Raw genomic sequence first — 8,408 nt, forward strand, 5'->3', positions numbered from 1 at the left:
ATGGGAGAGCCGGGATGAGCGGCAGCGTGTCAGCTTCCGGCCACGGACATCGGGCGGACGAGCCGCCCGGCGAGGACCGGATCCTGAACCAGGAGGAGATCGACAATCTCCTGGGCTTCACGGCCGGCTGCGAAGCTGGGGCGAAGCAGGGTGTGCAGGCGCTGGTGAGCGCTGCGGGCGTGACCTATGAGCGCCTGCCGATGCTCGAGATCGTGTTCGACCGGCTGGAGCGGATGCTGACCACCAGCCTGCGCAACTTCACTGCCGAGAATGTCGACATCCACATCGAGAACATCTACGCGCGCCGGTTCGGCGACTACCTGGAAGGCGTGCCGCTGCCGGCGATGCTGGGCGTGTTCCGGGCGGAGGAGTGGGACAATTATGGGCTGGTCACGGTCGACAGCCCGATGATCTACAGCATCGTCGACGTGTTGCTCGGCGGCCGGCGCGGCTGCTCGACCATGCGGATCGAGGGCCGCCCCTACACCACGATCGAGGCCAGCCTGGTGGAACGGCTGATCCGGCTGGTGCTGGCCGACCTGTCCACCGCGTTCGCGCCGATCACCCGGATCGACATGCGCTTCGAGCGGATCGAGACCAACCCGCGCTTCGCGGCGATCGCCCGGCCGGGCAATGCCTGCGTGGTCGTGCGCATGCGGATCGACATGGACACGCGCGGCGGGATGATCGAGTTCCTCCTGCCCTATGCCACGCTGGAGCCGGTCCGCGACACGCTGCTCCAGATGTTCATGGGCGAGAAGTTCGGCCGGGATTCGATCTGGGAGAACCATCTCGCCCGCGAGATGCGGCAGACCAGCGTCACCCTCGACGCGGTGCTCGACGAGCAGTCGGTGAGCCTGCAGGACGTGATGCGCCTGAAGGTCGGCTCGCTCCTGCTGCTGAACACCCGCCCGGACAGCGAGGTGGTGCTGCGCTGCGGCGCCGTGCCGATGCTGAGCGGGCGGATGGGCCGGCAGGGCGAACGGCTGGCGGTCCGGGTGGAGAAGCGGATCGAGCGCCGGGAGGATGGCGATGCTTGAGATGGCGCTGCAGGTGGTGCTGGTCGTGCTGCTGCTGGCCGCGATCGGCTGGAGCGCGCTGCTGCATCGCCGCCTGGCGACGCTCCGCCGTGGCGGCGATGGCATCGGCCAGTTCGTCAGCGACCTGATGACGGCGACCGGCCGCGCCGAGACCGCGATCCGGGAGATGCGGGCGATGGCCGAGGGGCTGGGTCGGCATTGGCAGCGCCAGCGGGGTGAGGCCGAGGCGCTGGCCGGCGAGCTACGCCAGCTGGTCACGGCGGCCGAGGACGGCGTGCGCGCCCTGCGCGAGGCGACCGTCCTGGCGCCGGCCGCCGCGGAGACCTTCCGCCAGCATGCCACGCGGCAGTCTGTGGCCGCTTCGCCGTTAGAGTGGCCAGAACGCACCCAGGATCCGGTCTCGCCGCACGAGCGGATCCGCCAAGCGATCCGGGACCTGCGCTGATGATGCGGCGACGCGCCGGGCCAGCCATAGCCGCCCCGGACCAGGCCAGGGCCGGGCGGACCTTCCGGCAGGTTTACGGGAGCTCCGCGTTGCGCCTGGCCCTCCTGCTGCCCCTGGGCCTGCTGGCCGCCGGTCTGTGGCTGGCCCAAGATCTGCTCGCGGAGCGCAGCGCGGCCCGGCTGGACGGCACGGGCCTGGTGGATGTGGAACCGGCGGCAGGGTCCGGCCTGCCGGATGCGGAACGGATGCCCGACCTGTTGGCAGCCGCCGCCGGCGAGATCGAGGCGCAGCGCAGCGAGCTCAGCCGGCGCGAGCGGGACCTGGCCGCGCGCGAGGCGGCGCTGCACGATCTGGCGGAGAAGCTACGCGTGGAGGTGGCGACGCTGCAGGCGCTGCGCCAGGAACAGGACGACGCGGCCGAACGGGCCGAAGCCGAGCAGGAAGAGCGTGCCGCGCGCCTGGCGCGCCTGTACGAGACCATGAAGCCCAAGCGCGCCGCCTCGATCCTGGACCATGTCCCGGTCGAGGAGGTGGCGGCGATCGCGCGGCGGATGCGCGACGGCAAGGCCGCCCTGATCATCCAGCAGATGTCGCCCGAGCGAGCCAGCGCGCTGAGCGCCAGGCTGGCCCTCCCCTGAGACCCGCTGAGACCGGTCGCGGCATCGCCTGGGCGATTCTGGCGCCGCCGGACCGCAACCGGGCCGCGACCGCGCGCCCTACTGCCACGCCGGGTCCTGTCGCCTCCAACCAGCAATAGGGGCCGGCAGAGGCGGGATCTGGCTGTCACCGGCACTGCCTGTCCGGCAGTGATCCGCTTTCCTCTGTGTCAGGGGTCAGATCGGGTTCGACCACCCTGCTCTATCGAGCACCCAGTGCTGCCGACATCGTCATGATGAAGAGGAACGAGCGCAGCGCCAATGGCGACGCGGCATGGCCGGTGCCCGCTCGTCCAGGGACCTGATCGCGGCCGGCTGCCCGGAGCCAGGCAGCTCAATCCACGGGCGTCGGTGGGGCGAGCCCGGAGGAATTGTCGCGGCCGGGACACAGGGTGGTGGATTTGCGCAGCTCGCCTTGACCTGGTCCGAGATCGGCGCATGGTGTTCTCGTGGTGGATCATATCTGGGGGGTCACCATGGCACCTTTGCCTCGACCGGCTAGGTGGGGCGCTTGCGCCCTGGGCAGTGCTTCCTGCAGCCCGTCCTCCTGCAGAACGCGCGTCGGTGTGCCGGTGCTGGTCTGCATGGTGCTGGCGCTGGGGGCGGGGCTGGCCGGCCCCGGCCAGGCGGCCGGCCAGAACCAGCGCCTGCTCGACCTCACCGTACGCCCGCCGGATCTGCATCTCCGCCAGGCGGGGCCCCTGGAGGTAGCACTTGGCGGACCGCACAGCTTGCGCCAGGGGTTGGCGGAGGGCGAGGCGTTCGGGGAGATCGCCCTACAGGCGGGTGCGGTGGGCGTGGCGCTCCGGCCGGAGAACGACCGGGTGAAGCCGGATCTGTTCTACGATCTCTCCGGCTGGCGGCTGCGCACCCGAATCATGTCCGGCGACTCCCCCCTGGAGATCGACGGGATGGTGCTGCGTGCCGCGCACGCGCTGCCGCTGTTCGGCACCAAGATCGGCACGGCCGACCTGCCTTGACCGCGTCTGCGCCGGTGACCGCCGCTTCGTGGCCTGCCGGCGCAAGCGTTTTGTCCGGCCATCGCCGCTCCCCTCTCAAGCGGGCTGGCCAAGATTTCTCGAGCTGAACCGGACGACCTGACAGCGGCTTCCAGCGGCCGCCGTTCATCCGTCGCCAGACGGGGGTGAAACCTCCGGGTATGCCGTCCTCATCGGCGGTCTGCGCCCAGCTCCGCTGTAGGAAGAAGGCGCCAGCAGCTGAGGCACGCCGCCGCTCGTCGGATTGCCTGCCGACGGTGAAGGACCGTTTGGTCATTCAGCCGGCATCCGGGCTTCCGAACACTGGGTCCGCCGCACCCGTCATGGGCGGCCGCTCGCCTTTCTGATTGGCGGCGGGACCTGCGGCCAGCTCGACCCTTCAGCAGCTGCCGGGTAGCTCGCCGGCCCATCACGTAAGGCGGGGCCGGCCAAGGGACCAGCAGCGGCCGGAGCAATGGCAACCGGCTGGTCCGCGATCGCCGCGGTGCGTCGCCAGGATGGTCCCGCAGTCCGTCACCGGCGCCCTCGGACCCGCCGACGCCCGGCCCGGCGGCAGCGCCGCCGCATCGCGCCGCCTGCGGGTACGGGGGTTCCTCGGTGGTCAGGTCGCGCGTGCGGTGGGTGCCGGGCCAATGGCCAGGAAGGCCACCAGGAGCAGGCCCGGCAGCATCGTCAGGTTCATCGCCTGCCAGCCGATCGTCGCCTGCAGCGCGCCGGACAGGCTGGCGGAGGCGGCTACGCAGGTGAACAGGAGGAGGTCGTGCAGCCCCTGCACCCTCGCCTTCTCCGCAGGCGTGTAGGCGCCCGTCAGCATGGTGGTGGCGCCCACGAACATCAGGTTCCAGCCGATCCCGAGCAGCAGGAGGCCGAGGGCGAAATTGCCGAGTTCCTGCCCGACCAGGGCCACGCCGATGCAGGCCAGCATGGTGGCGGCGCCGGCCAGCACCACCCGCCTGGCGCCAAATCGCGCCACCAGCCCGCCTGAGACGAAGCTCGGCGCGAACATGCCGACCACATGCCACTGAATGACGCTGGCGCTGGCATCGAAGCCGAAGCCGCAGTCCAGCATGGTGAGCGGCGTGGCGGTCATGAGCAGGTTCATGGAGACGTAGGCGACCAGCGCGATGGCGAAGGCGCGACGGATCGCCGGATCGGCGGCGAGTTCGGGCAAGGAGCGCCCGGGGCCGTCCGCCTGGCGCGGCTGCAGCACCGGCACGTCGAGCGCCAGGAGGATCAGGCAGGCGACCCCGGCCACCGCGAGCACCGCCAGCTGGCTGCCGGCGAACATGATGGGGGCGAACAGGTCGCGGGTCGCCTTGGCCAGCTCCGGCCCCGCGACGGCCGCGATGGTGCCGCCGGCCAGCACCCAGCCGATCGCCCGGGCGCGCAGCGGTGCCGGATCGCGGCCGGCATGGCTGCCGCCGCCACAGCAGGACGCGTCCGCCGCATCGGCCGCCGCGAAGCGGAAATACTGGCAGAAGGCCGAGAACACGCCGTAGAGCACGCCCGCCAGACAGAACAGCACGAAGTCGGCGCGCATGATCGCCAGGTAGCCGCACAGGCCGGACAGGCCCCCAACCAGGCAGCCCAGCATCAGCCCGGCCCGCCGGCCGTACCTCCCCATCAGCAGCGAAGCCGGCAGCGTCGCCGCCATGGTGCCCGCGAACTGTATGCCCAGCGGCACGGTGGCCAGCACCGGGCTCGGCGCCAGGGCGAGCCCCACCAGCGGCGAGGTGCTGATGGTGACGGTGTTGGCGACGAAGAACAGCGCCTGGCACAGCGCCAGGACCGCGAGGTTGCGGCTCAAGGAAACCCCGCGCGGCTTCTGGCTGACTGGCAGGACGTTCATGCGGCCAGTCCTACCCCCCGGCGCGCGTAGACGAAACCCCGCCAGTGCCGGGGCCATCCACCGGCCGCACCCGAGACCATGCCCGGCTAGCGCACCCGGCTCAGCTGCAGGGCGGCCACGCCCAGGGCCACCAATGCCGCGCAGGCGACGCGGCGCCGGCCGAACGGCTCGTGGAGCAGGCGCGTGCCCATCCAGGCTGCCAGCACCACCGAGGTCTCGCGCAGGGCGGAGACATAAGCGATTGGTGCCCGGGTCATCGCCCAGATCACCAGGGCGTAGGCGGAGAGCGACATGATCCCGGCAAGAGCAGCCGGCCGCCAGAGCAGCGGTGCTGCCCGCACGAGCGCCCCCTTGCGTCGCGCCAGCACCAGGGCCGCGAACGGCAGCCCGTCCAGCACGAACAGCCAGACCACGTAGCTCCAGGCATCGCCGGCGGTGCGCGCACCCATGCCGTCGCAGATTGTGTAGCCGCCGATCACACAGGCGTTCAGGACCGCCGGCACCAGTGCCCGCCGGCCAGCCATGCCGCCGCCCGGCCCGGCGGCCAGCGCCACGATGCCGAGGCCGATCACCACGACCGCGGCCACGCCCGCCGGCTCCAGACTTTCATCCAGGAGCAGCCAGGCGAGCAGTGCCGCTACCGGCGGAGCCAGGCCGCGGGTCACCGGATAGACCTGGGAGAGGTCGCCCAGCCGGTAGGCCCGTGCCAGCAGCTCGTAGTAGAACAGGTGTGAAATGAGCGAGCCCAGCAGCCACGGCCAGGCGGCAGCCGGCGGCGGCGGCACCAGCAGGCAGAGCGGCAGCATCATCGCCGAAATCACGAGGCCCGCCAGCGCCAGGCGCAGTTCGGGATCGCCACTGGTCTTGACCAGCGCGTTCCAGCTGGCATGGAGCCCCGCGGCCAGGATGACGACGAGGAACACCGTGGGGGCCATCGGTCCGGGTCCGCCCTTGGACGACCCGACGCGGATGTGCCAGGGTGGCGCCAAGACAGCCGGCCGTAGCGCCTGGCCCTGCCGTTTGTCGAGCCCGAACCGGAGGACGCATGCGCGTCTCCTTGATCCAGCTTACCGCCGATATCGATCCTGACGCCAACCGGCAGGCGGCGGCCACCTGGATTGAGCGGGCGGTCGAGGCGGACCGACCGGACCTGGTGGCCCTGCCCGAGGCGTTCACCCTGATCGGTGGCGGCCGGGAAGCCCGTGCTGCCGCGACCGAGACGATCCCGGACGGGCCCACCACCACCCTGCTGCGCGAGCTCGCCCGGCGCCACCGCATCACCATCCATGGCGGCAGCTTCATCGAGGCCGGCCCGGACGGGCGCGCCTTCAACAGCTCGGTCGTGGTGGGGTCGGACGGTGCGATCGTCGCGACCTACCGCAAGATCCACCTGTTCGACGTCACCGCACCGGACGGGCAGAGCTTTCGCGAGAGCGAGCGCTTCGTCCCGGGCGCGGAGCTGGCGCGCTTCGAGGCCGGCGGGTTCCACTTCGGCTGCACGATCTGCTACGATCTGCGCTTTGCCGAGCTGTTCCAGCACCTGGCCCGCCAGGGTGCCGACGCGTTCCTGGTGCCGTCGGTGTTCACCCTGCAGACTGGCAAGGACCACTGGGAGGTGCTGTTGCGCGCCCGGGCCATCGAGCACGGCGCCTATGTGCTGGCCGCCGCGCAGACCGGGCGGCACCCGTCCAGCGGCCGGCAGTCCTGGGGCCATTCCATGGTGGTGGATCCCTGGGGCACGGTGGTGGCGCAGGCGAGCGAAGGACCCGGCTGGATCACCGCCCGGCTCGACCCGGCGCGCGTCCGCGAGGCGCGCCGGCTGATCCCGACGCACCGTCATCACCGGCTGATCGAGCCCTGGGGCGGCTGAGCCACTCCAGGCCCGCCAATACGCTCCAGCAGACCAAGCAAGAGGGGGAGGCACGCATGCCCGACTTCGCCATCGTCGACACCCATGTCCATCTCTGGGACCCGGCCGAGATCCCGATGGACTGGTGCGCCGGGGTACCGGCACTGAACCGCCCGTTCGGTCTGGCCGAGCTGGACGAGGCTCGCCGTGCTGTCCAGCTCGAGCAGATCGTGTTCGTGGAATGCGACGTCGTGCCGGGGCGCAGCCTGGACGAGGCCAGGCGCATTGCCGCCATGGCTGAGGCTGATCCGCGCCTTGCCGGGATCGTCGCCCATGCGCCCGTGGAGAATGGTGCCGCCGTGGCGCCGCACCTGGAGGCACTGGCCGGTCTGGGCCTGGTCAAGGGCGTGCGCCGGCTCCTGCAGAATGAGGCGGACGACGCCTTCTGCCTGCGCCCGGACTTCCAGGCGGGCTTGGCACTCCTGCCGAAATACGGCTTCCATTTCGAGCTGTGCATCTTCCACCGGCAGTTTCCGGCGGTACTGGAACTGGTGGCGCGGCACCCCGAGGTGCGGTTCGTCCTGGACCATATCGGCAAGCCTGGGATCAAGGCCGGGATCGTCGAGCCCTGGTGGACCTTCATCAAGGCACTGGCCGCCTTTCCCAACGTGATCTGCAAGCTCAGCGGGGTCGCCACCGAGGCCGACCATGCCGACTGGCGCGAGGCGGAGATCCGGCCCTACATGGACCGGGCACTCGACGTGTTCGGCAGCGAACGGGTGATGTTCGGCGGCGACTGGCCGGTCTCGATCCTGGCCCTACCCTATGCGGACTGGGTGGAGATCTTGGACCGCGCCACGGCACATCTTTCGCGCGAGGAGCGGCAGCGGATCTTCCGTGACAACGCCAGGCACTGGTACCGGCTGCCAGGCTGAGCGGATGGCGGCACTGGCCGGCAGCTGGCAGTTCTGGGCGACACTCGCCGCCTGCTGCGCGGCGCTCACCGCGCTGTTCGCCAAGCTCGGCGTAAGCGGGATCGACCCGGACCTCGCCACCTTCCTGCGCACGGCGGTGGTGATCCTGGCACTGGGCCTGATCCTGGCCATGACCGGCAAGTGGCGGCTGGACGGGCCGGTCCCGTTGCGCAGCTGGGTCTTCCTGGTCCTGTCCGGCCTCGCCACCGGTGCGTCCTGGGTCTGCTACTTCCGGGCGTTGCAGCTGGGCGAGGTCGCCAAGGTGGCACCGGTCGACAAGCTCAGCGTGGTGCTGATCGCCGTGATGGGCGTGTTGTTCCTGGGCGAGCGGCTCTCGGCCGCGGGCTGGCTGGGTGTAGGCCTGATCGCCACCGGCACCCTGATCCTGGCCTGGCGCGGCTGAGCAGGTGAAACGACCAGCCCAGAGCCGGGTCTCGGGGATCAGATCGTGTAGTCGAACGCCGCGTAGGACAGTTCGCTCAGGATCTCGTCGGCGCTGCGCGAGGTGTCGCAGGAGGGTGCGACCTTCACTGCCTTGGCCGGCACGCCCGCGACCGTGGTGCGCGCCGGCACCGGGTTCAGCACCACCGAGCCCGC

At 70.9% G+C, this 8,408-nt stretch carries 9 protein-coding genes; 7 read left to right on the forward strand and 2 right to left on the reverse strand.

Translation table 11 applies throughout. From position 1 onward, the window contains the following. Positions 1–14: 14 nt before the first annotated feature. The 4 genes from fliM to EQG76_RS02270 all read left to right on the forward strand — a co-directional run bounded on the left by fliM (position 15) and on the right by EQG76_RS02270 (position 3,121). On the forward strand, positions 15–1,040 hold the full coding sequence (gene fliM, locus EQG76_RS02255; protein ID WP_235031167.1) for a flagellar motor switch protein FliM: 1,026 nt from the start codon (positions 15–17) through the stop codon (positions 1,038–1,040). Beyond that, entirely contained in the window at positions 1,033–1,485 is a 453-nt protein-coding gene (locus EQG76_RS02260) for a DUF6468 domain-containing protein (RefSeq protein WP_159710231.1), read from the forward strand. The genes fliM and EQG76_RS02260 overlap by 8 nt, the downstream gene beginning before the upstream one ends. Next, positions 1,485–2,123 (forward strand): MotE family protein, encoded by a 639-nt coding sequence (locus tag EQG76_RS02265; RefSeq protein WP_159710233.1) that lies wholly within the window; start codon positions 1,485–1,487, stop codon positions 2,121–2,123. The genes EQG76_RS02260 and EQG76_RS02265 overlap by 1 nt, the downstream gene beginning before the upstream one ends. 584 nt (positions 2,124–2,707) lie before the next feature. Next, complete coding sequence (locus tag EQG76_RS02270; protein WP_159710235.1) at positions 2,708–3,121, forward strand: hypothetical protein; 414 nt, start codon at positions 2,708–2,710, stop codon at positions 3,119–3,121. 619 nt (positions 3,122–3,740) lie between these two features. Here EQG76_RS02270 and EQG76_RS02275 read toward each other — a convergent pair. Together EQG76_RS02275 and EQG76_RS02280 are read right to left on the reverse strand one after the other, a co-directional pair. After that, positions 3,741–4,988 carry an MFS transporter gene (locus EQG76_RS02275; protein WP_159710237.1) on the reverse strand — a complete coding sequence of 416 codons (1,248 nt, stop codon included), beginning with the start codon at positions 4,986–4,988 and terminating at the stop codon, positions 3,741–3,743. Positions 4,989–5,074: 86 nt separating this feature from the next. Next, entirely contained in the window at positions 5,075–5,923 is an 849-nt protein-coding gene (locus tag EQG76_RS02280; protein ID WP_159710239.1) for an EamA family transporter, read from the reverse strand. A 110-nt stretch (positions 5,924–6,033) separates the two neighbouring features. Here EQG76_RS02280 and EQG76_RS02285 point away from each other — a divergent pair, with 110 nt between their 5' ends. From EQG76_RS02285 to EQG76_RS02295, 3 genes are read left to right on the forward strand one after another with little or no spacing between them, the layout of a single operon-like run. Continuing rightward, the gene (locus tag EQG76_RS02285; RefSeq protein ID WP_159710241.1) at positions 6,034–6,858 is read left to right on the forward strand and encodes a carbon-nitrogen hydrolase family protein; all 825 of its coding nucleotides are present in this window, start codon (positions 6,034–6,036) and stop codon (positions 6,856–6,858) included. A gap of 56 nt (positions 6,859–6,914) precedes the next feature. After that, the gene (locus EQG76_RS02290) at positions 6,915–7,772 is read left to right on the forward strand and encodes an amidohydrolase family protein (protein ID WP_159710243.1); all 858 of its coding nucleotides are present in this window, start codon (positions 6,915–6,917) and stop codon (positions 7,770–7,772) included. Positions 7,773–7,776: 4 nt separating this feature from the next. Continuing rightward, positions 7,777–8,214 (forward strand): EamA family transporter, encoded by a 438-nt coding sequence (locus tag EQG76_RS02295; protein WP_159710245.1) that lies wholly within the window; start codon positions 7,777–7,779, stop codon positions 8,212–8,214. Positions 8,215–8,408 lie beyond the last annotated feature (194 nt).

It is taken from the genome of Geminicoccus flavidas (assembly GCF_009806515.1).
Classification (GTDB): domain Bacteria; phylum Pseudomonadota; class Alphaproteobacteria; order Geminicoccales; family Geminicoccaceae; genus Geminicoccus; species Geminicoccus flavidus.